The organism is Sphingomonas sp. Leaf23, from assembly GCF_001421585.1.
Taxonomy (GTDB): domain Bacteria; phylum Pseudomonadota; class Alphaproteobacteria; order Sphingomonadales; family Sphingomonadaceae; genus Sphingomonas.
Map to the genome: position 1 here is coordinate 110,509 of NZ_LMKR01000003.1, position 24,678 is coordinate 135,186.

Annotated in this window: 26 protein-coding genes and 1 pseudogene; 14 read left to right on the top strand and 13 right to left on the bottom strand. The window is 67.4% G+C overall.

Translation table 11 applies throughout. The features are described from left to right. The first annotated feature begins 31 nt into the window (after window positions 1-31). The 3 genes from ASE67_RS08780 to ASE67_RS18165 are packed head-to-tail and all read left to right on the top strand — an operon-like array spanning window position 32 to window position 2,284. Window positions 32-787 (top strand): competence/damage-inducible protein A, encoded by a 756-nt coding sequence (locus ASE67_RS08780; RefSeq protein ID WP_055759595.1) that lies wholly within the window; start codon window positions 32-34, stop codon window positions 785-787. 60 nt (window positions 788-847) lie between these two features. Next, on the top strand, window positions 848-1,780 hold the full coding sequence (locus ASE67_RS08785; protein ID WP_055759597.1) for a Gfo/Idh/MocA family protein: 933 nt from the start codon (window positions 848-850) through the stop codon (window positions 1,778-1,780). Window positions 1,781-1,819: 39 nt separating this feature from the next. Next, window positions 1,820-2,284 (top strand): energy transducer TonB, encoded by a 465-nt coding sequence (locus ASE67_RS18165; RefSeq protein WP_156348563.1) that lies wholly within the window; start codon window positions 1,820-1,822, stop codon window positions 2,282-2,284. Here ASE67_RS18165 and ASE67_RS08790 read toward each other — a convergent pair. The 7 genes from ASE67_RS08790 to ASE67_RS08820 all read right to left on the bottom strand — a co-directional run bounded on the left by ASE67_RS08790 (window position 2,269) and on the right by ASE67_RS08820 (window position 6,297). Next, the gene (locus ASE67_RS08790) at window positions 2,269-3,003 is read right to left on the bottom strand and encodes a lysophospholipid acyltransferase family protein (protein WP_235511853.1); all 735 of its coding nucleotides are present in this window, start codon (window positions 3,001-3,003) and stop codon (window positions 2,269-2,271) included. The two genes, ASE67_RS18165 and ASE67_RS08790, sit on opposite strands and share 16 nt — an antisense overlap. A 5-nt stretch (window positions 3,004-3,008) precedes the next feature. After that, window positions 3,009-3,431: a Fur family transcriptional regulator gene (locus ASE67_RS08795; protein WP_055759600.1), complete on the bottom strand. Its 423-nt coding sequence runs from the start codon at window positions 3,429-3,431 to the stop codon at window positions 3,009-3,011. A gap of 91 nt (window positions 3,432-3,522) precedes the next feature. Next, a complete protein-coding gene (locus ASE67_RS08800; RefSeq protein ID WP_055759603.1) occupies window positions 3,523-3,936 on the bottom strand; it encodes a MucR family transcriptional regulator in 414 nt (137 codons plus the stop codon). Window positions 3,937-4,027: 91 nt separating this feature from the next. After that, complete coding sequence (rimI, locus tag ASE67_RS08805) at window positions 4,028-4,510, bottom strand: ribosomal protein S18-alanine N-acetyltransferase (protein WP_055759606.1); 483 nt, start codon at window positions 4,508-4,510, stop codon at window positions 4,028-4,030. Beyond that, window positions 4,507-5,124 (bottom strand): tRNA (adenosine(37)-N6)-threonylcarbamoyltransferase complex dimerization subunit type 1 TsaB, encoded by a 618-nt coding sequence (gene tsaB / locus ASE67_RS08810; protein WP_055759609.1) that lies wholly within the window; start codon window positions 5,122-5,124, stop codon window positions 4,507-4,509. Before tsaB ends, rimI begins: the two co-directional genes overlap by 4 nt. Before the next feature lie 7 nt (window positions 5,125-5,131). Then, window positions 5,132-5,722, bottom strand: a complete 591-nt coding sequence (locus ASE67_RS08815) for a malonic semialdehyde reductase (RefSeq protein ID WP_443025555.1) — start codon at window positions 5,720-5,722, stop codon at window positions 5,132-5,134. Beyond that, a complete protein-coding gene (locus tag ASE67_RS08820; RefSeq protein WP_055761487.1) occupies window positions 5,722-6,297 on the bottom strand; it encodes a NifU family protein in 576 nt (191 codons plus the stop codon). Before ASE67_RS08820 ends, ASE67_RS08815 begins: the two co-directional genes overlap by 1 nt. A gap of 138 nt (window positions 6,298-6,435) precedes the next feature. Here ASE67_RS08820 and ASE67_RS08825 point away from each other — a divergent pair, with 138 nt between their 5' ends. Both ASE67_RS08825 and ASE67_RS08830 read left to right on the top strand, forming a co-directional pair. Continuing rightward, window positions 6,436-7,155 (top strand): Crp/Fnr family transcriptional regulator, encoded by a 720-nt coding sequence (locus tag ASE67_RS08825; RefSeq protein ID WP_082457036.1) that lies wholly within the window; start codon window positions 6,436-6,438, stop codon window positions 7,153-7,155. Between the two features lie 104 nt (window positions 7,156-7,259). Beyond that, a complete protein-coding gene (locus ASE67_RS08830) occupies window positions 7,260-10,178 on the top strand; it encodes a M16 family metallopeptidase (protein WP_055759612.1) in 2,919 nt (972 codons plus the stop codon). Window positions 10,179-10,282: 104 nt separating this feature from the next. On the opposite strand, the pseudogene ASE67_RS17725 reads toward ASE67_RS08830, so the two are convergent. The 4 genes and pseudogenes from ASE67_RS17725 to ASE67_RS08850 form a co-directional block, all read right to left on the bottom strand. Then, window positions 10,283-11,482, bottom strand: a pseudogene (locus ASE67_RS17725) (MFS transporter); the annotation flags it as partial. 35 nt (window positions 11,483-11,517) lie between these two features. After that, window positions 11,518-12,483: a hypothetical protein gene (locus ASE67_RS08840; protein WP_156348564.1), complete on the bottom strand. Its 966-nt coding sequence runs from the start codon at window positions 12,481-12,483 to the stop codon at window positions 11,518-11,520. Next, window positions 12,480-13,097 carry a hypothetical protein gene (locus tag ASE67_RS08845; protein WP_055759620.1) on the bottom strand — a complete coding sequence of 206 codons (618 nt, stop codon included), beginning with the start codon at window positions 13,095-13,097 and terminating at the stop codon, window positions 12,480-12,482. The genes ASE67_RS08840 and ASE67_RS08845 overlap by 4 nt, the downstream gene beginning before the upstream one ends. Before the next feature lie 74 nt (window positions 13,098-13,171). Beyond that, window positions 13,172-14,962, bottom strand: a complete 1,791-nt coding sequence (locus tag ASE67_RS08850) for an AMP-dependent synthetase/ligase (protein ID WP_055759623.1) — start codon at window positions 14,960-14,962, stop codon at window positions 13,172-13,174. 101 nt (window positions 14,963-15,063) lie between these two features. Between ASE67_RS08850 and ggt the strand changes: the two genes are divergently transcribed. Next, complete coding sequence (gene ggt, locus ASE67_RS08855) at window positions 15,064-16,803, top strand: gamma-glutamyltransferase (protein WP_055759626.1); 1,740 nt, start codon at window positions 15,064-15,066, stop codon at window positions 16,801-16,803. Between the two features lie 9 nt (window positions 16,804-16,812). Here ggt and ASE67_RS08860 read toward each other — a convergent pair whose 3' ends face one another. Together ASE67_RS08860 and ASE67_RS08865 are read right to left on the bottom strand one after the other, a co-directional pair. After that, complete coding sequence (locus tag ASE67_RS08860) at window positions 16,813-17,493, bottom strand: HPP family protein (RefSeq protein WP_235511854.1); 681 nt, start codon at window positions 17,491-17,493, stop codon at window positions 16,813-16,815. After that, window positions 17,490-18,476, bottom strand: a complete 987-nt coding sequence (locus tag ASE67_RS08865) for a quinone-dependent dihydroorotate dehydrogenase (protein ID WP_055759627.1) — start codon at window positions 18,474-18,476, stop codon at window positions 17,490-17,492. The genes ASE67_RS08860 and ASE67_RS08865 overlap by 4 nt, the downstream gene beginning before the upstream one ends. Window positions 18,477-18,618: 142 nt before the next feature. Between ASE67_RS08865 and ASE67_RS08870 the strand changes: the two genes are divergently transcribed. From ASE67_RS08870 to ASE67_RS08905, 8 genes are read left to right on the top strand one after another with little or no spacing between them, the layout of a single operon-like run. Then, window positions 18,619-19,047 (top strand): SUF system Fe-S cluster assembly regulator, encoded by a 429-nt coding sequence (locus ASE67_RS08870; protein ID WP_055759631.1) that lies wholly within the window; start codon window positions 18,619-18,621, stop codon window positions 19,045-19,047. Beyond that, window positions 19,047-20,510, top strand: coding sequence for a Fe-S cluster assembly protein SufB (sufB, locus tag ASE67_RS08875; RefSeq protein WP_055759635.1), 1,464 nt, complete (start codon window positions 19,047-19,049; stop codon window positions 20,508-20,510). The genes ASE67_RS08870 and sufB overlap by 1 nt, the downstream gene beginning before the upstream one ends. After that, on the top strand, window positions 20,507-20,803 hold the full coding sequence (locus ASE67_RS08880) for a hypothetical protein (RefSeq protein WP_055759638.1): 297 nt from the start codon (window positions 20,507-20,509) through the stop codon (window positions 20,801-20,803). Before sufB ends, ASE67_RS08880 begins: the two co-directional genes overlap by 4 nt. 40 nt (window positions 20,804-20,843) lie before the next feature. Next, window positions 20,844-21,587: a Fe-S cluster assembly ATPase SufC gene (sufC, locus tag ASE67_RS08885; protein WP_055759641.1), complete on the top strand. Its 744-nt coding sequence runs from the start codon at window positions 20,844-20,846 to the stop codon at window positions 21,585-21,587. Continuing rightward, window positions 21,587-22,663: a SufD family Fe-S cluster assembly protein gene (locus ASE67_RS08890; RefSeq protein ID WP_055759644.1), complete on the top strand. Its 1,077-nt coding sequence runs from the start codon at window positions 21,587-21,589 to the stop codon at window positions 22,661-22,663. Before sufC ends, ASE67_RS08890 begins: the two co-directional genes overlap by 1 nt. Then, window positions 22,660-23,865: a cysteine desulfurase gene (locus ASE67_RS08895; RefSeq protein ID WP_055759646.1), complete on the top strand. Its 1,206-nt coding sequence runs from the start codon at window positions 22,660-22,662 to the stop codon at window positions 23,863-23,865. The genes ASE67_RS08890 and ASE67_RS08895 overlap by 4 nt, the downstream gene beginning before the upstream one ends. Further along, entirely contained in the window at window positions 23,862-24,320 is a 459-nt protein-coding gene (locus ASE67_RS08900) for an SUF system Fe-S cluster assembly protein (RefSeq protein ID WP_055759649.1), read from the top strand. The genes ASE67_RS08895 and ASE67_RS08900 overlap by 4 nt, the downstream gene beginning before the upstream one ends. Beyond that, window positions 24,320-24,667 (top strand): HesB/IscA family protein, encoded by a 348-nt coding sequence (locus tag ASE67_RS08905; protein ID WP_055759652.1) that lies wholly within the window; start codon window positions 24,320-24,322, stop codon window positions 24,665-24,667. Before ASE67_RS08900 ends, ASE67_RS08905 begins: the two co-directional genes overlap by 1 nt. The last annotated feature ends 11 nt before the right edge of the window (window positions 24,668-24,678 follow it).

Here is a 24,678-nt window from a genome sequence, read left to right on the forward strand (position 1 = left end):
GCGAGGGCGCGTGCCCGCGCTATGCGAAGGCATGACCGATCGCATCTGGACCGCTGCCCTGCTCGTCATCGGGGATGAAATCCTCTCCGGCCGGACGCAGGACAGGAATATCGCGCAGCTTGCGACGTGGCTGAACGTCCAGGGCATCCGCTTGGCTGAAGTGCGCGTCGTGGCGGACAGCGAGGACGCGATCGTCGAGGCAGTGAATATCCTGCGTGCGCGCAACGACTATCTGTTCACCACCGGCGGTATCGGGCCGACCCATGACGATATCACCGTCGATTCGATCGCGGCAGCGCTGGGCGTGCCGGTCGTCGTCCATCCGCGCGCGCGGCAGATCCTCGAGGACTATTACACGACGCGCGGCGGGCTGACCGACGCGCGGCTGCGCATGGCGCGGGTGCCCGACGGTGGCGAGCTGATCGAAAACCGCATGTCGGGGGCGCCGGGCATCCATATCGGGAACGTGTTCATCATGGCCGGCGTGCCGCATATCGCGGCGGCGATGCTCGACAGCCTGACCGGCACGCTGGAGGGCGGGTTGCCGGTCGTCTCCGGTACGATCGGCTGCTGGGTCGGCGAGAGCGAGGTCGCGGGGCTGCTGCGCGATGTCGAACGCGCGCATGACGGGGTGGCGATCGGTAGCTACCCGTTCTTCCGCGAAGGGCGCACCGGCGCCAATTTCGTCGTCCGCGCGACCGATCCGGCGCTGGTCGACGCCTGCCTTGCCGACCTGACCGCACAGCTCCACGCCACCGGGCGCGAGGTTGTTGCCGACGGAATCTGACGCGGCGCTTGCGGGGGCGGGGCCGGCTTGATAAGTCGGACAAATAATCGTCAGGAGAGAATGACGTTGGCTTCCCCGACCCGCATCGCGCTTGCCGGCATCGGCAAGATCGCGCGTGACCAGCATATCCCGCACATCGCCGCCAGCCCGGATTTCGAGCTTGTCGCCGCCGTCACCGGCCACACGCCGCCCGACGGCGTGCCGGGCTTCAAGACGATCGACGAGATGATGGCGGCGATGCCGGACGTGCAGGCGATTTCGATCTGCACCCCGCCGCGCGGTCGGCTGCCGCTGATCCAGCAGGCACTCGACCACGGCCTCGACGTGATGATCGAGAAGCCGCCGGCGGCTACCCTGTCCGAAGCGCAGGCGTTCGCGCGCGCTGCCGAGCGCGCCCGCCGGGTGCTGTTCGCGACGTGGCATTCGCGGGAGGCCGCGGCGGTCGAGCCGGCGCGCCAATGGCTGACCCAGCGCAACATCCGCCGCGTCGCGGTCAACTGGAAGGAAGACGTCCGCGTCTGGCATCCGGGGCAGGACTGGATCTGGGAACCGGGCATCGGCGTGTTCGATCCCGGCATCAACGCGCTGTCGGTCATCACCCGCGTCCTGCCGCGCCCGCTGCTGCTGGACGCGGCCGAGCTGCGCTTTCCGTCGAACCGCGACGCACCGATCGCCGCCGATCTCGACTTCACCGATACGGCCGGGGTGCCAGTGCGCGTCGAATTCGACTTCGACCAGACCGGGCCGCAGACCTGGGACATCGATGTCGAAACCGATGACGGCGACCTGAAGCTGTCGATGGGCGCGTCGCAGATGGCGGTGAATGGGGTCGCGGTCGATGTCGGTGACGAACCCGAATATGCCCGGCTCTATCGCCGCTTCGCCGAATGCCTGCGCGACCGGCAGAGCGACGTCGACCTGTCGCCGTTCGTCCATGTCAACGATGCGTTCCTGCTCGGACGGCGGACGACGGTGGGGGAATTCAGCGAGTAGGGTTGGCAGCGTGAGGTCGGCATGACACACTTTGTGCCGATGGCTGACACATGGTCTTCATTCGCGGCATCGGGGGCATTGCGCCGGGTGGCAGGCTTGTCCCTTGCCCTGCTGGTCAATTGGCTTGTCTACGCGCTGACGTTCGACTGGCGCTATCATTACGTCTGCAAATGCATGGAAGATGTGGAGCTGTTCGACGTGCCGCTTTCCAGCGCGTCGATACCTCCCCGCATCGCGTGGCGCGGCGATCGTGACGTTACCCCGCCACGGGCTCTACCATCGAGCGAGGTAGCGGAGCAGGCGCTGCGGTCGACGCTATCCGTAGCACCGCCGCACCGCGTCCGCTTCATCGTGAACGCCGATGGGCGCGTTGGCACTTGCACGGTAAATGGCCAGGTACCGTCGGCCGTCAGTGCCGACGCAATCTGCGATCGTCTTCGATCTTTACGATTTCATCCCGCGACCGACCGGGATGGACTGCCAATCGCCTACGTGCTGCCCTGACGCATCGCCGCCGCGATCGCATCCCGCGCCCGGTTCGCCACGGCTTTCCGTCCCATGCCGGCCGGATCGAACGGTTCGAGGAAGTGGATCGTCAGCCCGATCCGGCCGGCACGTGCCAGCACGCGCGCGGCGTTGGTCGTGCCCGGTTCGTCGCCCAGCCACGCGACCTCATGCGCATCGCCATAATCCAGATACACCGGCTGCACCCGCAATCCGGGCGGCGGCGGGTCGATCGCGCCCAGCAGCGCGGCCTTGAACGGCAGCAGCTCGCCCGGCGCGGAGGTGGTTCCTTCGGGGAACACGGTCACCGGATGATCGGCCAGCAGCGCCTGCCGCAGGGTGTCGATCTGCCGCGCGACGCCCAGCCGGTCGCCGCGATCGACGAACAGCGTGTGGTTGAGCGTACAGAGCCATCCGACCAGCGGCGCATCGCGCAGCTCGCCCTTGGCGACGAACGCGCTTCCGCTGGCCCCGGCGATGGCGAGGATGTCGATCCAGCTCTGATGGTTGGCGAGATACAGGACGTCGCGGGGCACCGGTGATCCGACGACGGTCGTCCGAACGCCCACGACCCGTGCGATCCGGCCGAGGAAGCGCGGCGGCCACGGCGATCGCCGCCCGATGAGCCGCCAGCTGCCATGCAAGACCAGATAGGCGAGCAGCGCCGCCAGCATCCCGCCCGCGCGCGCGATCAATCGCCATCGCGCGGGCAGCGTCATGTCGCTCAATCCTTGCGGTCGAGGCTGACGCCGTAGAGTTCCATGCGGTGGTCGACCAGGCGGAAGCCCAGGCGTTCGGCAATTTGTTTCTGGAGCAGTTCCAGCTCGGGATCGACGAATTCGATCACCCGGCCGCTTTCGACGTCGATCAGGTGATCGTGATGCGCCTCGGGCGAGGGTTCGTAGCGGGCGCGACCGTCGCCGAAATCGTGGCGGTCGAGGATGCCGGCCTCTTCGAACAGGCGCACGGTGCGATAGACGGTCGCGATCGAAATACCCGGATCGATCGTCGACGCGCGCTCATACACTTTTTCGACATCGGGATGGTCGTCGGCTTCGGACAGGACGCGCGCGATGACGCGGCGCTGTTCGGTGATCCGCAGCCCCTTTTGGTGACACAGCGCTTCGAGGTCGATCTTGCGGGGCATGAATTCCTGTACGTCCAGACTTGGTGAAATGCCCCGACGTTCTAGCGTGCCGGGCGCGCCAGCGAAAGCCGGTAAACGCGCCCCGCCCGGCTCATGCCGTACGGCGCTGCGTCCCCAGGCCGATCTGCTTGGCCAGCGTCCGGCGCTGTTCGGCATAGTTGGGCGCGACCATCGGATAATCGGCCGGCAGGTTCCACTTGGCGCGATACTGCTCTGGCGTCAGGTTGTAATGGGTCATCAGATGCCGTTTCAGCATCTTCAGCTTCCGCCCATCCTCCAGACAGACGATATAGTCCGGCTTGATCGAGGCGCGAACCGATACGGCCGGTTCGGCACGCGGCGCGGGCGCCTCGGCCGTGCTGGCCAGCCCTGCCAGCGCGCCATGGACGCTGCGGATCAGCGTCGGGATTTCCGCCAGTTCGATCGTGTTGTTGCCGACATGTGCCGCGACGATATCCGCGGTCAAGGCGATCAGCGTGCCGTCACGCTCCGCGTCCAGTTCCATAATATTCCTCGTTACGCCGCCGCTACCAATGACGATGGTCGCTATCGTCTGCCTCGGCGGTCACCGCAACAATATAAGCAACATCTTTTCTTTATTGGAGTGGGATGGGCCGTACGTAAGTGTGCGCATCAAAGCGTTCGCCGCTGCGCCCGGCATAGTACGCGCGCCGCTCGCCACGTTTGGCGAAGCCTTCGCTGACATAAAGGCGGGTGGCATCGTTGCCCGCCCGCATTTCGAGGCACAGCTGCGCCGCGCCGCGCGTGGCGGCATCGTCGATCGCGCGGCGCAGCAGGGCTCGCCCGACCCCGCGACCGCGCTGGTCAGGCAGGACCGCGATCAGCAGCAGTTCGGCATCGTCGGCAACCGCGCGGGTCAGCGCAAAGCCGACCAGCGCATCGCCGCACCGCGCCAGCGTCAGCCACACGCCGGGCAGCGACAGCATCCCCAGGCACTGGGCGGGCGTCCACGCTTCCCCGAACCGCGGATCGAACGCCGCCCGCATCACCCGGTCGACCGCGCCGACATCGGCGGCGGTGCCGTCGGCCAGGGCGATCTCGACGCGGGTGTCGGTCATGCGCGTACGCTCGGCACCGCATCGGGCGCACGGCCATAGAGCGGGGCGGGGGGCAGACTGGCCTGCGCGGTCGGCAGCAGCACGGCGTCGGCGGCATCTGGCAGGCGGTCGCAGGCGGGCAGCGTCTCGTCCACGGTCCTCAGCCGTGCCAGCCCCTGTCCGACGACCCGCCGTCCGGCCAGCGTCGCGACCGCATCCGCGGGCTTGCGCGACACCGCCGGGCCATCGGCGATCAGCGCGCCGTCGAACCCCTGCTGGAAGACTTCACCATGGCCGCCGTCGAGCACCGCGACGATCGCGTCGCCGGACTGTTCGGCCAGCGCGGCGGCGGCAATCAGCGCCAGCGAGGAATAGCCATGGACCGGTACACCCCAGCCGATACCGAGACCGCGTGCGGCGGCCAGCCCGACGCGGACGCCGGTAAAGCTGCCCGGCCCGCAATCGACCAGGATTGCATCGGCGCGGCCCTGGTCGGGGAGCGCGGCGATCATCGGCACCAGCCGTTCGGCATGGCCGCGCCCGACGACCATATGGTCGCGCGCGATCACCACGCCGTTCTCGATCAGCGCGACCGAGCAGGCGGCGGTGGCGGTTTCAATGACCAGCGTCCGCACGGGCGGGTCAGGCGATACGGTTGAACTTGGCGAAATCGGGCCGGGGCGAGCGCGGGTGCAGGCTTGTCCGATCGCCATAGCCCAGCGTCGTGATGAAGTTGGTGTGGACCGACGGCGTGTCGGCAAAGAATGCCTTGTCCACCGCCCCGGCATCGAAGCCCGACATCGGCCCGGTATCGAGGCCCAGCGCGCGCGCGGCGAGGATCAGATACGCACCCTGCAACGACGAATTGCGGAACGCCGATGCCTGGCGCAGATCGGCATTGCCGTCGAACCATGATTTCGCGTCGGTGTGCGGGAACAGTTCGGGCAGGTGTTCGTGGAATTCAGTGTCCATGCCGATGACTGCGGTCACCGGCGCGGCGCGAATCTTGTCGGGGTTGGTCCCGCTGGCACAGGCAGCCAGCTTTTCCTTGGCCTCCGTCGAGGTGCACCACACGATGCGCGCGGGCAGCTGGTTGGCGCTGGTCGGCCCCCATTTCAGCAAATCCCAGATCGCGTGCAGCGTGGCATCGTCGACCGGCTGGTCGGTATAGCCGTTGAAGGTGCGCGCGGTGCGAAACAGCGTATCCAGCGCCTGGTCGTCAAGCTTGGCCATCAGACTGCACGAACCTCCGTGACTTCGGGGACATAATATTTGAGCAGCTGCTCGATACCGTTCTTCAGCGTCGCGCTGGACGACGGACAGCCCGAGCACGCGCCCTGCAGCTGCAGGTACACCTTGCCCTGGTCGAACCCGCGATAGACGATATCGCCGCCGTCGTTCGCCACCGCCGGGCGCACGCGCGTCTCGATCAGTTCCTTGATCTGCTCGACGATATCGGCGTCTTCGGGATTGTCGACGAAGCTCGTATTCTCGGCCGGGACCGAGAAGCCGGCAGTGCCCGCCGCATGGAACAGCGGCATCCGCCCGCCGAAATGGTCCAGCAACAGCGCCAGCACGTCGGGCTTCAGGTCGGCCCATTCGCTGCCCGGTGCCTTGGTCACCGACACGAAGTCGCGGCCGAAGAAGACGCCGACCACATCGCCCAGCGCGAACAGTTGCGTGGCGAGCGGCGAGGCTTCGGCTTCCTCGGGCGATGCGAAGTCGCGGGTGCCCGCGTCCATCACGACCTGTCCGGGCAGGAATTTCAGCGTCGCCGGGTTGGGCGTGGATTCGGTTTCGATCAACATGTCGCCCATGTGGCGGCATGCGCACGGGGGATCAAGGGTGCCGGCGGAAACGCTGCGTTCCCGTTGGGGCAGGCCGCGTTGCCTCTGCGGCGGCGCTACGCTACCACCGTAACGATCTGGCAAGAGGGGCTATCACCGGTGATCGAGACGCATCTGGCGAAATTGCGCGCGCGCGACACGATTTCGGCGGAGGAAGAGCAGGTCATCCGGGCGTCGCTGGGCGAGGTGCGCGTGCTGCCGGCGCACGACACCTGTATCCGCGCCGGGGAGCGGCTGCATAACAGCACGCTGCTGCTCGAAGGATTGATGTGCCGGTACAAGGACCTGCCGGGCGGCGAGCGGCAGATCACCGAACTGCACGTCGCGGGCGATTTCCTCGACCTGCACAGCTTTTCGCTGAAACAGCTCGATCATAATGTGATGACGTTGACGCCGTGTCGCGTCGTGCTGGTCCCCCACACGAAGCTGACCGAAATTACCGAACAGCAGCCGCATCTGGCGCGGGTCTACTGGTTCCTCACCGCGCTCGACGCCGCGATCCACCGCGAATGGGAATTGTCGCTGGGCAGGCGTACCGCGATCCAGCGGATCGCCCATCTGATCTGCGAACTGCGCGTCCGCCTCGGCCTGATCGGCGAGGCCGACGACAGCGGCTTCGCGCTGCCGTTGACCCAGGCCGACTTGTCGGATTGCACCGGGCTGACCCCGGTCCATGTCAACCGCACGCTGCGCGACCTGCGCGAGCGCGGGCTGATGGACCTGCGCGGGCGGCGGGTGACGATCCACGATATGCCGGGCCTAAAGGCGCTGGCCGAATTCGACGAATCCTATCTGTACCTGCGGCGCGAGGAGCGTTGAGCCGAAGCTGAGCCGGGGCTGAACGACGGCCGCGTTCAACCTTTATATTTGCGGCGCGCTGTCGATACTGGTCGGGGCGTTGCAACGACGCTACACCTTCGGCCATGGCATCCCTGTTCCGACCGGCCATGGGCGCGTTCTCCGCCCTCGCCCTGATCGCCGCGCCGCTTGCCGCGCAGACCCCGCCCGCATCGCCCGCGCCCGCATCGCTGGCCCCGGCGCGCCAGCTCCCGCCGCTGGAACCAGTGGCGCAGGGGCCGGATACGCCGTGGCTGTTCAAGGGCAGCGACATTCCGCCCGACCGCAGCTGGACGTACGGCGTGCTGTCCAACGGGCTCAAATATGCGGTGCGCAAGAATGGCGTGCCGCCGGGGCAGGTCGCGATCCGCGTCGCGATCGGCACCGGATCGCTGATGGAAACCGACAGTGAGCGCGGCTTTGCCCACCTGATCGAGCATCTGACCTTTCGCGGGTCGGTCCATGTCCCCGATGGCGAATCGAAGCGGGTGTGGCAGCGCCTGGGCGTTACCTTCGGTTCGGACAGCAACGCGTCGACCAGCTTTACCCAGACGGTCTACAAGCTCGACCTGCCTTCCGCGACGCCGACCGGGCTGGATGAGAGCATGAAGATCCTGTCGGGGATGATGGCCGAACCGACGCTAACGCAAGGCGCCTTGGACGCCGAACGCCCGGTCGTCCTGTCCGAACAGCGCGAACAGCCAGGGCCCCAGGTCCGCTTCGGCGATGCGGTGCGCGCGTTGTTCTTTGCCGGACAGCCGCTCGCCGATCGGTCGCCGATCGGCAATGTCGACACGTTGCAGGCAGCGACGGCGGCGAGCGTGAAGGCGTTCCACGACCGCTGGTATCGCCCCGACCGTGCGATCATCGTGATCGCCGGCGACGCCGATCCCGCCATCCTCGAAGCGATGGTGAAGAAGCATTTCGCCGGCTGGCAGGGCAATGGCCCGTCGCCCGCCGAGCCGAAGTTCGGATCGCCAAAGGCGAACGAGCCGGTCGCGGCCGTCGTCAGCGAACCGACCATGCCGACGCTGGTCCAGATGGCGGTGCTGCGGCCGTGGACCGTCGGCGACGACACCATCATCTTCAATCAGGAACGGATGGTCGACCAGATCGCGCTACGCATCCTGAACCGCCGGCTGGAAAGCCGCGCGCGCGCCGGGGGCAGCTATATCTCGGCCGGTGCGAACCTCGACGACGTGTCGCGTTCGGCGAACATCACCCAGCTTTCCGTCCTGCCGCTGGGCGACGACTGGGCAGCGGCGCTGCGCGACGTGCGCCAGTCGATCGCCGATGCGATGCGAACCGCCCCGACCCAGGCCGAGATCGACCGCGAAGTCGCCGAAATCCGCGCCGGCATGGAAAACGAGGTCCGCACCGCCCCGGTGACGGCAGGCGCGCTGCTCGCCGACAATCTGATTTCCGCGACCGATATCCGCGAAACCGTCGCCGGTCCCGAAACCTCGCTGCGGATTTTCGAAGGGGCGGTGACGAAGAAGTTCTTCACGCCCGCCCGCGTGCAGGCGGCAACGAAGAAGGTCTTCGACGGAACCGCCACCCGCGCCATCGTCAACACCCGCACCCCCGATCCGACCGCACAGGCCAAGCTGACTGCCGCCCTGTCCGAAAAGATCGCCGGCAGCGCGAGCCGGCGTAGCGGGCAGGGGGCGATCGGTTTCGATCGGCTGGCCCCGCTCGGCAAACCCGGCGCGATCACCGCCCGCAGCATGGCGCTCACCGATCCGCCGGTCGAGCGGGTCGACTTCGCCAACGGGTCGTCGCTGCTGCTGTTCCCCAATGAATCGGAGACGGGCAAGGTCTATGTCCGCGTCCGCTTCGGCCGGGGGCTGAACGCGCTGCCCGCCGATCGCCGCACCCCGGCCTTTGCCGCCGATCTCGCGCTGGTCGCCTCGGGTATCCAGACGCCCAAGGGCGTGCTGGGGCAGGAGGAGCTGGACCGGCTGACCGGCGGACGGCAGATCGGGTTGTCGTTCGGGATCGACGACGACGCCTTCTCCCTGTCGGGCATCACCACCGCCGCCGACCTGTCCGACCAGCTGAAGCTGATCGCGGCCAAGCTGCAATCGCCGGCATGGGACCCGGCACCCGTGGCCCGTGCGCGTGCGGTGATGCTGGCGAGCTATGATGCGCTGGGTGCCTCGCCCGATGGCGTCATGTCGCGCGATCTGGACGCGTTGCTGCATGACAACGACCCGCGCTGGGGCACGCCCGATCGCAAGGAGATCGCGGCACTGACCCCGGCGGCGTTCAAGGCGCTGTGGGCGCCGCTGCTGGCCTCCGGCCCGATCGAGGTGCAGGTGTTCGGCGATGTGCAGCAGCAGCCGGCGATCGATGCCGTCGCCGCGACCATCGGCGCGATGACCCCGCGTCCCGCCGCTACGACCCCGCCGCCGCCGGTACGCTTCCCGGCGCATGTCGCGACCCCGGTCACCCGGACCCATAGCGGCCAGCCCAATCAGGCCGCCGCCGCCATCGCGTGGCCGACGGCTGCCGGCAGCGCGGGGCTGACCGAGAGCCGCAAGCTGGAGGTGCTGGCCGCTGTGTTCCGCGACCGGCTGCTCGATCGCCTGCGCAGCCAGGCCGGGGTCAGCTATTCGCCGAACGTTGACAATGGCTGGCCGGTGGGTCTTCCCGGTGGCGGGCGGATCATGGCGATCGGCATGGTGCCGCCGGACAAGACCGGCTTCTTCTTCGACTTGGCGCGCGAACTGGCCGCCGATCTGGTCAAGACGCCGGTGCCCGAGGACGAACTCGACCGCGCCAAGCTGCCGGTGATCCAGATGGTCGCGCGCATGTCGAGCGGCAACATGTTCTGGATGAACCAGACGCAGGGCGGCACGCGCGATCCCGCTCGGCTGGCGGCGATCCCCGGCATCATCAACGATATTCGCAATACGACGCCGGCCGAGTTGCAGGCGCTGGCCGCGAAATATCTGGTCCCCGCCAAGGACTGGTCGATGCAGGTGGTGCCCGAGAAGAAGTAAAATCCTCCCCGGCACGGGGAGGGGGACCGCCGCGAAGCGGTGGTGGCGGCGGCGGCGGTGCGCGGCGATCTTCGGCACGGTCGATCGCGGTCCCGGCCAGCGCGCCGACCCCCGCCCCCCAATACCGCCAGCCCCCAGATCGCAAATCCGCCCAGCGCCAGCCCGGCCCCGACCACCCCGGTCGAGGTCCAGCCATGGCCCGCCGCGATCGCCATCCCGCCAGCCCACGGCCCGATCGCGTTGGCGGTGTTGAACGCCGAATGGTTCAGCGATGCTGCCAGGCTCTGCCCATGCTGGGCAATATCCATCAACCGAGTCTGGAGCACGGTGCCCAGTGCGCCGCCGATCCCGATCAGGAACACGATTGCCAGCATCGACCACAGCTGACCCGCGGCCAGCGGATAGAGCGCCAGCGTGGCGGCGCTCCACAGCAGCAGCGCGCCGGCGGTCGGCATCAGCGCCCGGTCGGCAAAGCGCGGCACGACCAGATTGCCGACCGTCATGCCGGTACCGAACACCGCCAGCACCACCGGCACCATCGCCGGGGCAGCCCCGGTCACCTCGATCAGCGTCGTGGCGAGGTAGGTGTAGACTGCGAACATGCCGCCAAAGCCGATCGCACCGATGCCGAGCGTCAGCCACAATTGTCCCGACTTCAGCACGCTGAGTTCGGCCAGCGGGCTGGCTTGCGCGTCCGGCCGGTCGCGCGGCGCGACCCATGCGACCATCGCCATCGTCGCCGCGGCCAGCACCGCGACCACGCCGAACCCCCAGCGCCAGCCAAGCGCCTGCCCCAGCGCATTGGCCAGCGGCACGCCGACGATCGTCGCGACGGTCAGCCCCAGCATGACCCGCCCGATCGCCTGCGTCCGCTTTTCGGCGGGCACCAGTGACGCTGCAACCAGCGCGGCGATCCCGAAATAGGCCCCATGCGGCAGTCCGCTGAAGAACCGGGCGACCAGCATCGCTTCATAGGTCGGCGCCAGCGCACTCGCCGCATTGGCGATCCCGAAACACGCCATCAGCGCGATCAACACCGTCCGCCGCGCCATCCGCGCAGTCATCACCGCCAGCAACGGCGCACCGACCACCACGCCCAGCGCATAGGCGCTGATGACATGCCCCGCCGTCGGCTCGTCGATGCCGAGGCCGGGTGCGAAGAACGGCACGAGGCTCATCGTCGCGAACTCGGTCGTCCCAATCGCAAACCCACCCAGCGCAAGCGCGAGGTGGACGAGGGCAGGGCTACGGGTCGGGGTCACAGGCACGCTCCTTGCTGCGTTGCAGCATTCGAAGCGGGCCATATGGGAAGGGGTAGCGGTCGATCAACCCGCCAGTATCAGAAGTGGGAAAAGGCAAATCCGCCGTAGATGCGGCCCTTCAGGTGACCTAATGTCGGATTCTTGAGGCCTTTGTTCTCGCTGCCCCAACTGACGGTGTAGAGGCTGGTGTCCCAATCATCCATGTCCGATGCAGTATCAGGCCCCACGGCGCGATACGCGTCGGCGAGCGGAACGACCTGGCCGTTCCGCCCTGCGCGGATCAGTGGGCGACGGTGGGGGTTGACCACCACCCAGTGTCGATTGGCGAAGGTGTTGGTCGCGCCGGCTTGGATCAAGCTGCTATCAATCTGCAGGACGATCCAGCTGTTCGCCCAGTGCCGCATCAAGCCGATGGTCGCGGTCGGGGATGTTTTCATCAACCCGACCCCCATCGTATCGGCGCGCAACTGCGCGCCCACTGCCGAGAACCATCCCTTGACGACGCCCGGATAGCTGATCGATCCAACCTGGTCGTCGGGTTCGGGCGAACCCAATATTTTTGCCCATCCCGGCCGGGTCGACGCACTCAGCGGCGCCATCGTCATCCAGTCGAGATCGGATATGAACGAACGATTGGGCTGCGCTGCACGTGCCGTCGGCAAGGCTTTGCGCGTATTGGCATTGCTGTCGATTTCCACGATTTGCGCCCCGCTGCGGAAATCATATTCGCCATGCAGCCACATCGATATCGCATAGGCACAATACAGGTCGGGCCGGTCCTCCAATACGCAGTATAGGAAGGCGGCGGGACCGCAATAGGATGTGCCCATCTGTTTCGGCAGATCCTTGCCTGACATGCGTCGTCGCAATGCCTGTACCAAAGCGTCGCGCGAGAACGGCCATCCGACCGGGCTGGCTTGCAGGGCTGCTGTCCGCTTCGCGGTTTCGGCCGGGTTCCTGCCTGCAGCGGGACGGCCAGCCGCAGCAAAGCGGGCGATCAGTGCCTCTGCCGCGCGGAGCCGGGGGCCAGCGGTGATGCTCATCGTGCCTGCTCCCGATAAGCCTGCTCCAGCGCATCGGGCGTCGCATTGCTCTCGTTCTCGTGTTCGGCTATCGTCTGCGCGCGTTCACGGTGCTGGGCCAGTGCCGCCAGCCAGAGATTGGCGCCAAGACCGATTGCCGCGCCGCTGATGACGAGCAAGACCGCCAAGATGACACCGCCGCGGCCGCCGCGCGCCGACCCGAAGCTGGGGGCGAGAAGGTCGGGTGCGGTGCCATGCGCATTGGCATGGGCAACGCCGGGGCGAAGCAGCAGGCCGCACCATGCGACCACGAACAGGGCCAACGCAATATAGTGGGGCAGGTCATTACCGGTGCCCAGCGCATAGACCATGGTGCCTGCGATCCCGACGACGCCGACAGCCAAGGCGGATAATGGCCCCGCTATCGTCGCATCCATGTCGCGCCGTCGCCTTCCGGCTTCGACGACCAGTTTCGCGATCGTGGCGCCGGCAACGGCCCCTACCAGAACGGTGGCGATGCCATTCGTCTCTCGCAGAATCAGAATGCCGAGCCATCCGATCGACAGGCCGACCACGATTCCGGTCAGCAGCCGCAGCCGACCGATGCGAGCGTCGAAAGAAAAGAAGCGGCCCATGGTGTCACACCGACAATTGCCCTGCCGACATTATACTGATGATCAACGCCGCGGTTCCCTCGCAACGCTATGCCTCACCCCCGGTACAACGCATCCATCCGCTCGCCATAGACCTCCTTCAGCACATGCCGCCGGATCTTCAGGCTGGGCGTCAGCTGCTGGTTTTCGATGGTGAAGGGTTCGTCGGCGATGATGAAGCGGCGGATGCGTTCGGTGACCGACAGGTCCTTGTTCACCCGCTCGACCGCCGCGCCCAGTGCCGTGCGATAGTCGCTGTCCTCGCGCAGCCGCGCGAAGTCGCAGCGCGCGCCACCCTTCGCGCAGAATTTCTGGGTCCATTCGGCATCGGGCACGATCACCGCGACCATGTACGGCCGGCGGTCGCCCGCGATCATCGCCTGCGCGATCTCGTTCTGCAGGGTCAGCATCCCCTCCACCTTCTGCGGCGCGACGTTGTCGCCCTTGTCGTTGACGATGATATCCTTCTTGCGATCGGTGATGCGGATGCGGCCCTTCGCATCGATTTCGCCGATGTCGCCGGTGTGCAGCCATCCGTCGCGCAGCACGCGCGCCGTCTCGGCCTCGTTGCGCCAGTATCCGTGCATCACCAGTTCGCCTCGCACCAGGATCTCGCCATCCTCGGCGATGCGTACCTCGGTTTCGGCCAGCGGCGGGCCGACCGTATCCATCTTGATGCCCGCCGCCGGGCGGTTGCACGAGATGACCGGCGCGGCCTCGGTCTGGCCATAGCCCTGCAGGAAACACAGGCCGAGCGACTGGAAGAAGCCGCCGATCTCGGGGTTGAGCGGCGCACCGCCCGACACCATCGCCTTCAACCGCCCGCCGAAACGCTTGCCGACCTTGGGCTTCAGCAGCGTATCGACCAGCAATTTGGCCGGGCGGTCGAGCAGGGCGGGGCCGTCCTCCTTGCTGCCGATCGCGACCGCGCGGTCGAGCAGCCAGCTTGATACGCGGCCCTGTTTCTGCACCGCCTTGGTGATGCGGGTCCTGAGCACTTCGAACAGGCGGGGGACGACGACCATGATCGTCGGGCGCACCTCCTCGATATTGCTCGCCAGCTTGTCGAGGCCCTCGCTGTAATAGATCTGCCCGCCCAGCCCGATCGGGAAATGCTGTCCGCCGGTATGTTCATAGGCGTGGCTCAAGGGCAGGAACGACAGGAACACCTCGTCCTCCCAGCCGAAATCCTCGGAGATGACGGTGCAGCAGCCATTGACGTTGTGCAGGATCGCGCCGTGATGCTGCATGACGCCGCGCGGCGAACCGCCGGTGCCGGAGGTATAGATGATGCAGGCGAGGTCCTCGCGGTTGAAATCCGCCTCGGCCGCGACGGTCGCCGGATCGGCCGGGTGGCGGGCGATCAGGTCGTGCCAGTCGTGGAACTCCAGGCTCCCCTGCTGCGCGGTGCGCAAGCGCTCGATCGTGATGATCTTTTCCGACGACTGGGTGGTGCGCAGCGCTGCGGGGAGGACGGTGCGCGCCAGCTTCTCGGTCGACACGATGATCGCGCAGGCGCCCGAATTCTCGATGATATGACCATGGTCGCGCACGGTGTTGGTGACATAGGTCGGCACCGTCACGCACCCCGCCGCCATGATGGCGAGGTCGGAGATGCACCATTCCGGCCGGTTTTCGCTGACCAGCATTACCCGGTCGCCGCGCTTCAGCCCGATCGCCTTGAGCGCCGTGGCGAGGCTGGCGACCTGTCGTGCGGCCTCTGCCCAGCTGATCGACTGCCAGCTGCCGCCCTGCTTGCTCCACAGGAACGGTGCGTCGCCGCGCTCGGTCGCGCGGGCAAAGAACATCGCGACGAGATTGGGAAATCGTTCGAGTTGCCGGGCCATTACGTATCCTTCTCCTGTGGCCGGGTGTAGGCAGGCATAACCGGTACGGCAACGCCCGAGAGCGGGTGACGGGGGCGAGCCCGTGGGATAGACAGGCGGGCATGAGAATGTTCGCCACCACCATCGCCGCGCTCGCCACCGTCACCCTCGGGGGCTGCAACGTCCTGCCGTTCGGCAAGAAGGAGGTCGCCAGCGCCGCGACGCAGGCCCCGCCCGCCGCCACGGCGGCACCGGCGCAGAAGTTCGTGATCGCCGCCAATCCGATCGCCAGCGAGGCGGGGATGGCGGTGCTGCGCAAGGGCGGCAGCGCGGTCGACGCGGCGATCGCGGTGCAGGCGATGCTGTCGCTGGTCGAACCGCAAAGCTCCGGCCTCGGCGGCGGGGCGTTCATGACCTATTTCAACGCGAAGACCGGCAAGGTCGAAATCTATGACGGGCGCGAGGTCGCGCCCGCCGGGGCGACGCCGACGATGCTGCTCGGCACCGATGGCCAGCCGCTGCCGTTCGCGCAGGCGGTGATGAGCGGGCGGGCAACCGGCGTGCCGGGCGCGGTCAGGATGCTGGGACAGGCGCATGCCGACCACGGTACGCTTGCCTGGGACCAGCTGTTCGACGATGCCGAGCAGATCGCGCGCAAGGGCTTCGTGATCTCACCCCGCCTCGGCCGCTTCCTCGGCGGGCAGTCGCCGCAGCTGCAGGCGGAGGACGTCCGCCGCTATTTCAAGGGCAAGGGCGGCGCGCTCGCGACCACCGGCGACCGGATCAAGAATGGCGACTATGCAGATTTCCTGCGCCGGCTGGCGAAGCAGGGCCCGGACGCGCTTTACACCGGCAAGACCGCGCAGCGCATCGTCGAGCGCACCACCAGCGGCAGCCTGCCCGGCACGATGACGCTCGCCGACCTCGCCGCCTATCGCGCGGTGAAGCGTGATCCGCTGTGCGGCAACTGGCGCGCGTATATCGTCTGCACGCCGCCGCCGCCGTCGAGCGGGGTCGGGCTGCTCGAACTGCTCGCCATTCTCGGGCGGACCGATATCGACAAGCGCGGGCCGAACGATCCGCAGAGCTGGTATCTCTTCGCCGAGGCCAGCCGGCTGATGTATGCCGATCGCGACCTGTATGTCGGCGATCCGAAGTTCGTGAACGTGCCGGTCGCGGGTCTGCTCGCCCCGGCCTATATCGCCGAGCGCGCGAAGCTGATCGGCGTGACCGCCGGCCCGGCCCCGGTGGCGGGCGTGCCGGCGGGCGTCGTGACGGCGGCGGCGGATACGACGCGCGAGCCGGCGGGGACGTCGCACTTCATCGTCGGCGATGCGCAGGGCAATGTCGTGTCGATGACGACGACGGTCGAAAGCTTCTTCGGCACCGGGCGGATGGTCGACGGCTTCTTCCTCAACAACCAGATGACCGACTTCGCCTTCTCGCCACGCGATGCGCAGGGGCGGGCGTCGGCCAATGCGGTGGCACCGGGCAAGCGCCCGCGTTCGTCGATGACGCCGCTGGTGATGATCGACCGGCAGGGCAGGTTCGCCGGGGCGCTGGGGTCGGCGGGCGGCAACGCGATCCTCGCCTATGTCGGCAAGTCGCTGGTCGGCGCGGTCGAATGGAAGCTGCCGATGCAGCAGGCGCTGGCGCTGCCCAACCTCGTCGCGCGTGGCAGCAGTTTTCAGGGGGAGGTGACGAAGTTCTCGCCCGAGATCCTGACCGCGCTGGCGGCCAAGGGCGTCCGGTTGCAGCCGGGGCAGGGCGAGGATTCGGGCCTCCACGGCGTCATCATCCGCGACGGCAAGGTCGATGGCGGCGTCGATCCCCGGCGCGAGGGCAAGGTGATCGTGGAGTAGGGCTAGCGATCAGCCCTTCCGCCGCACCGTGGCGAAATGCTCGGCCCGTTCGAGCAGCAGCGCCAGATCGTCGCGCGCGATATCGAACGCGTCGGGCGTCTCGGCCAGCGCCGCATCGATATCCTCCGGTCGAACCCCGCCCGGCTCCACCGCCGCCTGAACCGCGGCGGGCGTTGCGGGTCGGTGCGGATAGCTGAGCGCGGTCATCCGGTGGTAGAGGATGCCGATCGACACCAGCGCGACCGAATTGATCCCGACCGGCGCGAACGCGAAGGCATAGCCCGCATCGTGAATCCCCGCGCCACCGATCACCGCGGTCAGCGCCGCCGCGCCGCCCGGCGGATGCAGGCAACGGCATAGCGACATGACGAGGATCGCGACACCCACCGCCACCCCGGCGGCGATGGTCGGGTTCGGCACCGCCTGAAACACGGCCACGCCGACCAGCGTCGACAGGATGTTCCCGCCGATCACCGGCCATGGCTGGGCGAGCGGACTGGCCGGCACCGCGAACACCAGCACGGCGGACGCACCCAGCGGCGCGACGATGATCGGCAGGTCGCTGCCCAGCCCCGGAAATTGCGCACAGACCGCCATGGTCAGCGCGATGCCGATACCCGCCCCAAGGCATGCGATCACCCGCCGTCCGAACCCGGCATTGGCCAGCAGCGGCCGGAACAGCCGCGTCACAGCCCCGCGACGATCCGCCGCGCAAGGCCGGGCCCTTCATAGACCATCGCGCTGTAGAGCTGGACGAGGCTGGCCCCGGCATCCAGCCGCCGCCGCGCCTCGTCCGCCGACCCAATGCCGCCCGCCGAGATCAGCGGGAGTGCGCCACCAGCAATCTCGCGCGCCTCGATCAGCTTGGCGAGGGCGAGGGGGGCGAGTGGCGCACCCGACAGCCCGCCGGTTTCCTTCGCATGCGTCGACCGCAACGTGTCGGGCCGCGAGATGGTGGTGTTCGACACGATCAGCGCATCGACCCCGCCATCGACCGCCGCGCGCACTGCGACCTCAAGTCCTTCGTGCGACAGGTCGGGCGCGACCTTCAGGAACAGCGGCACGCGCTTGAGGCCCACATGCCGTGCGGCATCGCTGGCGGCGATCAGCTGGCCCAGTTCGGGCTGCGATTGCAGGTCGCGCAGGCCCGGCGTGTTCGGGCTGGAAATGTTGATCGTGACATAATCGGCGAGCGGTGCGGCCTTGGCGACCGCCGTCCCGTAATCGGCGATGCGGTCGACCGAATCCTTGTTCGCGCCGACATTGATGCCGATGATGCCGGGGCGGGGGGTGAGCGCCGCCACCCGCGCCAGCGCCGCGTCGATCCCGCCATTGTTGAACCCCAGCCGGTTCACCACGCCCTTGTCCTCGGGCAGGCGAAAGATGCGGGGCTTGGGATTGCCCGGCTGCGGCTTGGGCGTCAGCGTGCCGACCTCGACGAAGCCGAAGCCAAGCCCGAGGAAGCCGGCGACCGCGCGCGCATCCTTGTCCACGCCCGCCGCCAGCCCGACCGGGTTAGGAAAGCGGATGCCGGCCACCGTCACGGCGTGCCGGTCGTCGGTCTTCGGCGCGAGCGGTGAGCCGGCCTTCCCCCACGCCTCCAGCATGGCGATGGTCAGCGAATGCGCGCGTTCGGCGTCGAGGGCGAAGAGGAGCGGGTGATACCAGGCCATGTCGGGCGCTGTATCGCCGGAGCGCGGCCGAACCAATCCCCGACCCGACAATCGATCACAGCAATCGAAACAAAGCCGGTTGACCTCTGCCCCTCGCACGACCACATGCCAATCCGACCGGAACGATCCGATTAAGGAAGCGATGCGTCTTTCCAGCCTTGCCGACTATGCCGTCGTCCTGCTCGCCGCCACCGCGCGGCGGGGGGGAGAGGCGCGTGTCACGGCGACCGCGCTGGCGGAGGAAACCGGCCTGCCGTTGCCGACGGTGCAGAAGCTGGTCAGCCGCCTGTCGGCCGCCGCACTGATCGAAACCGGACGCGGCAGCGGCGGCGGCTTCCGCCTGGCGCGCGCGCCCCAATCGATCGACCTGGCGCAGATCATCGAGGCGATCGAGGGGCCGATCGCGCTCACCACCTGCGTCGATGCCGCGCGGCACGATTGCGCGGTGGAGACGAACTGCATGATCCGCCCCCATGCCGGCACGGTCAACGCCGTGGTCCGGGGCGCTCTGGCGAGCGTGACGCTCGCCCAACTCGCGAACACCGGGGCGATCCCCCAAGAGGTAGTGTGATGGCCACGAAGAATGCCGAGGCGCTCGCCGCCGCGAACAAGAAGTATGAGTGGGGGTTCTCCTCGGACATCGAACAGGACTTCGCGCCGAAGGGGCTGAGCGAAGACACGGTTCGCTATATCAGCGCCAAGAAGAATGAGCCGGAATGGATGCTCGACTGGCGGCTGAAGGCGTTCCGCCTGTGGCAGACGATGGAGGCGCCCGACTGGGCCAAGCTGAACCTCGACCCGATCGATTATCAGGACGCCTATTATTACGCGGAGCCGAAGGCGAAGCCGAAGCTCGGCTCGCTGGACGAGGTCGATCCCGAAATCCTGCGCGTCTATGAAAAGCTGGGCATCCCGATCGAGGAGCAGAAGGTGCTCGCCGGCGTCGAGGGATCGCGCAAGGTCGCGGTCGACGCGGTGTTCGACAGCGTGTCGGTCGCGACGACCTTCCGCAAGGAACTCGAAGCCGCCGGCGTCATCTTCCGCTCGATTTCCGAAGCGATCCGCGAATATCCGGAGCTTGTCCGCAAGTGGCTGGGCAAGGTCGTACCGCAGCGCGATAACTTCTTCGCGACGCTGAACTGCGCGGTCTTTTCGGACGGGACGTTCGTCTACATTCCGGAGGGCGTGCGCTGCCCGATGGAGCTGTCGACCTATTTCCGGATCAACGCCGAAAATACCGGCCAGTTCGAACGCACGCTGATCGTCGCCGACAAGGGCTCTTACGTCAGCTATCTCGAAGGCTGCACCGCGCCGATGCGCGACGAGAACCAGCTGCACGCGGCGGTCGTCGAACTGGTCGCGCTGGACGATGCCGAGATCAAATACTCGACCGTCCAGAACTGGTATCCCGGTGACGAGAACGGGAAGGGCGGCATCTACAATTTCGTGACCAAGCGCGCGCTGTGTCAGGGCAAGAACTCGAAGGTGTCGTGGACGCAGGTCGAAACCGGATCGGCGATCACCTGGAAATATCCGTCATGCGTGCTGGCGGGCGAAAACTCGGTCGGCGAATTCTATTCGGTCGCCGTCACCAACAACCGGCAGCAGGCCGATACCGGCACCAAGATGATCCATCTGGGCAAGGGATCGCGCTCGACCATCGTGTCGAAGGGGATCAGCGCCGGCCGCAGCGACAATACCTATCGCGGGCTGGTGCGCGTCGGCCCGTCGGCCGAAGGCGTGCGCAACTTTACCCAGTGCGACAGCCTGCTGCTCGGCGACCAGTGCGGGGCGCATACCGTGCCGTACATCGAGGTGAAGAACCCCTCGGCACAGATCGAGCATGAGGCGACGACCAGCAAGATTTCCGAGGACCAGATGTTTTACGCCATGCAGCGTGGGCTGGATTCGGAAGCGGCGGTTGCGCTGATCGTCAACGGCTTCGCCCGCGAAGTGCTGCAACAGCTGCCGATGGAATTCGCGGTCGAGGCGCAGAAGCTGCTCGGCATCAGCCTTGAAGGGTCGGTGGGGTGATCCTGCTCGCGCTGGCGCTACAGGCGGTCGCGCCGACCGCGCCCTATGCCAATTGCCTGTCGGAGCGGATCAACACCGACGCCCGCATGGAAAAGCCACCGGCCGAAGCCGCCGCGCGCGTCGCGATCTTCGATGATGCGGCCAGGGCGTGCGCGCCGGTGCGGGCGAAGGTGGCGAAGGCCCATGCGGCGATGCTCGACAAGATCGATGCGTCGATGAAGGCGGTGCTGACCAACCCGCAAGCCGCCGAGGCCGAGTTCGGCACCGAACCGGTCGCGGGCGAGACGCCGTAATACGAGATTTGCGGCCTAGGTCGCACGAACAGGACGGAACATGCTGAACATCGAAAACCTCCACGCCGAAATCGACGGCAAGGAAATCCTCAAGGGCCTCTCGCTCACCGTGAACGCGGGCGAGGTCCATGCGATCATGGGGCCGAACGGTGCCGGCAAATCGACGCTCGGCTATGTGCTGGGCGGGCGTCCCGGTTACGAGGTGACCGAGGGCAGCGTGACCTTCGCCGGCGAGGACCTGCTGGAAATGGAGGCCGATGCCCGCGCCGCCGCCGGCCTGTTCCTCGGCTTCCAGTATCCGGTCGAAATCCCCGGCGTGTCGAACGTCCAGTTCCTGCGCGAAAGCCTGAACAGCCAGCGCCGCGCCCGCGACGAAAAGCCGCTGTCGGGCGCCGAGTTCCTGAAGCTTGCCCGTGCGCAGGCCGATGGCCTCGGCATGGACATGGACATGATGAAGCGGCCGGTGAATGTCGGCTTTTCGGGCGGAGAGAAGAAGCGCAACGAGATGGTGCAGATGGGCATCCTCGACCCGAAGCTGGCGATCCTCGACGAAACCGACAGCGGCCTCGACATCGACGCGCTGCGCATCGTCGGCGACGGCATCAACCGCATCATGCGCGCGCCGGACAAGGCGGTGATCCTCATCACCCATTATCAGCGTCTGCTCGACTATGTGCAGCCGGACTTCGTGCACGTCCTCGCCGATGGTCGCATCGTGCGCTCGGGCGGCGCGGAACTGGCGCACGAGCTGGAACGCGAAGGCTATGGAGCGGTGGCGGCATAATGGCCACGCTTCCGACCAACGCGCAGGAGGCGTTCCGCTGGACCGACCTGGCGGCGCTGTCCTCTGCCGCGGCCTCGACCCGTGGTGCGGCGGCGGACGCGGCGGGCTATTGGCTCGACATCGCCGGTCCACGCATCCTGTTCGTCGATGGCGTCTATGCCGCCGACCGCAGCACGCGGGGCCATGTCGCGTTGTCGCCGCTGACGCTCGACACCGCGCACCCGCTGGGCGCGCAGGCATCGGGCGCGGCGGGCTGGTCGATCGACCTGTCGGCGACCGAGGTCGCGGAGACGGTGCAGATCGTCCACGTCTCGACCGGAGCCGAAAACCATGTTCCCGCCCGGCTGACGCTGGACGAGGATGCCGTCGCGTCGGTCGTCGAAACCTATGTCGGCAGCGGCTGGACCAACCGGCTGACCCAGATCGACCTCGAACGCGGTGCGCGGCTGATGCGCAGCGTGCGGCTGCTGCAGGCGGACGGCTTCGTGTCGATCCGCGACGAAGCGGTGGTGGGCGAGGGCGCGAGCCTCGTGTCGCAGTTCCTCGGTGCCGGCGGCATGGGCAGCCGGATCGACGCGCAGCTGACGCTCGACGGTGACAACGCGTTCGTCGATTATGGCGGCGCCCTGCTGACCCACGAGGACCAGCGGCAGGAATGTGCCGTCGCCGTCCGCCACGCCGCACTGAACGGGTCGAGCCGCCAGACCTGGCGCGCGGTCGCCGCCGACCGCAGCCAGGCGAGCCTTGCCGCCCGCGTCGAGGTCGCGCGTGGTGCGCAGAAGACCGACGGCGAACAATCGCTGCGCGGTCTGCTATTGCAGCGGACGGCGACGGTGAACCTGAAGCCCGAACTCGAAATCTTCGCCGACGACGTGAAGTGCGCGCATGGCGCGACGGTCGGCGAACTCGATGCGAAGGCGCTGTTCTACCTGCGCAGCCGCGGCGTCAGCGAGGCGCGGGCCAAGGCGCTGCTGACCAAGGCGTTCGTGTCCGATGCGCTCGACCGGATCGGCGACGAAACGGTGCGCGAAGCCTTCGCGGCGGACGCCGATGCGTGGCTGGAGGCGACGCTGTGACGGCAACCACCCCCCTCGACCGCGTGCGCGATTTCCCCGCCATTCCGGAGGGCTGGGCCTATCTCGACACCGCCGCCACCGCACAGAAGCCGCAGGGCGTGATCGACGCGATCACCCGCGCCTATGACACGACCTATGCCACGGTGCATCGCGGCGTGTACCAGCGCTCGGCCGACATGACGCTCGCCTATGAAGCCGCGCGCCGTCGCGTGGCATCGTTCATCGGTGCCGGTGCGCCCGAGGAATGCGTGTTCGTGCGCGGCGCGACCGAGGGGATCAACCTGGTCGCGCAAGGGTGGGCCGAACGTCACCTGAAGGCCGGCGACCGCATCCTGCTGTCGATGCTGGAGCATCATTCGAACATCGTGCCGTGGCAACTGGTCGCCGAACGGATCGGGGCGGCGATCGACGTCGTGCCGCTGACCGACGCTGGCCGCATCGACTTCGACGCGATGGCGGCGATGATCCGGCCGGAGCACAAGCTGGTCGCGCTGGCGCATGTCTCGAACGTGCTGGGATCGGTCCTCGACGGCCGCCGCGCTGCCGATATCGCCCACTCGGTCGGGGCGAAGCTGCTGCTCGACGGGTGCCAGGCGGTGCCGCGCATCGCGGTCGACATGGCTGCGCTCGACTGCGATTTCTACGTCTTTTCCGGGCACAAGCTCTACGGCCCGACCGGTATCGGCGTGTTGTGGGGCCGCGCGGAACTGCTCGACGCGATGCACCCGGTGCAGGGCGGTGGCGCGATGATCGACCGGGTGACGTTCGAACGCACCACCTATGCCCCGCCGCCCGCCCGGTTCGAGGCGGGGACACCGCATATCGTCGGTGCGCTGGGACTCCATGCCGCGATCGACTATGTGGAGGGCATCGGCCTTGACGCGATCCACGCGCATGAAACCGCGCTGGTCGCCGCTACCCGCGAAGCGCTCGGCCGGATCAATTCGGTACGGCTGCTCGGTCCGGAGGATTCCGCCGGGATCGTCAGTTTTGTGGTGGAGGGGGTGCATCCGCACGACGTCGGCACCATCTTGGATGAGGAACGCGTCGCGATCCGCGCCGGCCATCATTGCGCGCAGCCGCTGATGGACGTGCTGGGCGTCCCCGCCACCGCGCGGGCGAGCTTCGGCGTATACAACGGCGCGGCCGATGTGGAGGCGCTGGTGCGCGGACTGGAACGGGTAAGCAGGATTTTCGGATGAACGACGAACGCAGCTTTCAGGTCGAGGAAGTCGACGCCGTGGCCCCGCCGCCGCGCGCACGGGTGACCGATGCCGACGCACCGCGCCAGCGCGACTATCTGGGCGATTTCCTGGCGAAGAAGCCGGTGCCAGTCGCCGATGGCGAGCCGGGCGGCGACGTCTACGAAGCGGTGATCGCCGCGCTGAAGGATATCTTCGACCCCGAAATCCCGGTCAACATCTATGACCTGGGGCTGATCTACGGCGTCGACGTGGCCGACAACGGCCATGTCGCGGTGACGATGACGCTGACCACGCCGCATTGCCCGGTCGCGGAATCGATGCCGGCCGAAGTGGAATTGCGCGTGTCGGCAGTACCCGGCGTTTCCACCGCCGACGTCAACCTCGTTTGGGATCCACCATGGGACCCGCAAAAGATGTCGGACGACGCCAAGCTCGAACTGGGAATGCTGTAATGGCCACGCGCGTTCGCCCCGCCGCGATTCTCCTGACCCCGAACGCCGAACGCCGGGTTGCCGACCTGATGGCGAAGGCCCCGGCGGATGCGATCGGCGTGAAGCTGTCGACCCCGCGGCGCGGCTGTTCGGGCCTTGCCTATTCGGTCGATTACGTCACCACCGCCAACGCGATGGACGAACGGATCGAAACGCCGGGCGGCACCTTCTTCGTCGATGGCGGATCGATCCTGTACCTGATCGGTTCGACGATGGACTGGGTCGAGGATGATTTCACCGCGGGCTTCGTCTTCGCCAATCCGAATGCCAAGGGCGCGTGCGGATGCGGAGAGAGCTTCACGGTCTGATCGCGCCCATC